The organism is Rhizorhapis sp. SPR117 (genome assembly GCF_021742065.1).
The window spans coordinates 1-1211 of the sequence record NZ_JAKKIE010000185.1 but is presented as its reverse complement, the minus strand read 5'-3'; the positions used below and the strand labels follow the sequence as shown (position 1 = coordinate 1211).

Annotated in this window: 1 protein-coding gene; it reads left to right on the top strand. The window is 61.9% G+C overall.

Annotated features, from left to right (window positions below):
* The first annotated feature begins 42 nt into the window (after positions 1-42).
* A protein-coding gene (locus L3X40_RS21840; protein ID WP_237367432.1) for an IS3 family transposase occupies positions 43-1190 on the top strand; the annotation gives its coding sequence in 2 pieces (ribosomal slippage) (positions 43-301 and positions 301-1190; 1149 coding nt in all).
* The last annotated feature ends 21 nt before the right edge of the window (positions 1191-1211 follow it).

Here is a 1211-nt window from a genome sequence, read left to right as displayed (position 1 = left end):
TGGACACCGAGATAAGGTGTTTCCACCTATCGGAGGTCCACAATGCAAAGAAGGAAGTTCAGCCGCGAGTTCAAGCTTGAGGCGGTGAGGATGGTCCGCGAACGCGGGGTGACGATCGCCCAGGCGTCGCGCGACCTGGATGTGCATGCGAACGTGCTGCGTAAATGGGTCCGGGAGCTTGCCGCCGATCCGGGCCATGCCTTTCCCGGTCACGGTCAGATGAAGCCGGAGCAGATGGAGATCGATCGCCTGCGGCGCGAGCTGGCCAAGTTGAAGGCGGAGCGCGACATCCTAAAAAAAGCCGCCGCCTACTTCGCGAGGGACTCGATATGAAGTTCCAGTTCATCGCGAAGCACCGAGGGATCTGGCCGGTGGCATGGATGTGCGGGGCGCTCGGTGTCTCGCGAAGCGGTTTCCATGCCTGGCTGATCCGCCCGCCGTCGCAACGTGCCCGCGACGACGAGGTGATCGGTGCGAAGGTCCGTGCCAGCCATGTAGGAAGCTATCGCACCTATGGTGCGCGCCGTGTCTGGCACGATCTGCTGGCCGACGGGATATCCTGCGGTCTACACCGGATCGAACGGCTCATGCGCGAGCAGGGTCTGCGAGCAAGGCCGCGGCGGCGCGGGCTTCCCAAGGATCATGGCGAGCGTTCGGTCATCGCCGGCAACGTGCTCGATCGCCAGTTCACGGCCGACAGGCCGAACCAGAAGTGGGTGGCCGACTTCACCTACATCTGGACGGCCGAGGGATGGCTCTATGTTGCTGCGGTGATCGACCTGTTCTCGCGCCGGGTGGTCGGATGGTCGATGAGTCCCAACATGACAGCCCAGCTCGTCACCGATGCGCTGATCATGGCGATCTGGCGGCGCGGCAAGCCCGATGCTCTCCTGCATCACTCGGATCAGGGCAGCCAGTATACCAGCGAGCAGTTCCAGCGGCTCATGGCCGACAATGGGGTCACCTGCTCGATGAGCCGGTCCGGCAATGTATGGGATAATGCCGCCATGGAGAGCTTCTTCTCCTCGCTCAAGACCGAGCGGATCGGGAAGAAGATCTACCGCACGAGGGCGCAAGCGAAGGCCGACGTGTTCGATTATATCGAATGCTTCTACAACCCGACCCGGCGTCACTCGACCCTGGGTTACCTCAGTCCTATCGACTTCGAACGTGAAGCTGGGGTAGCCTGAATGAACTTATCTCGGTGTCCA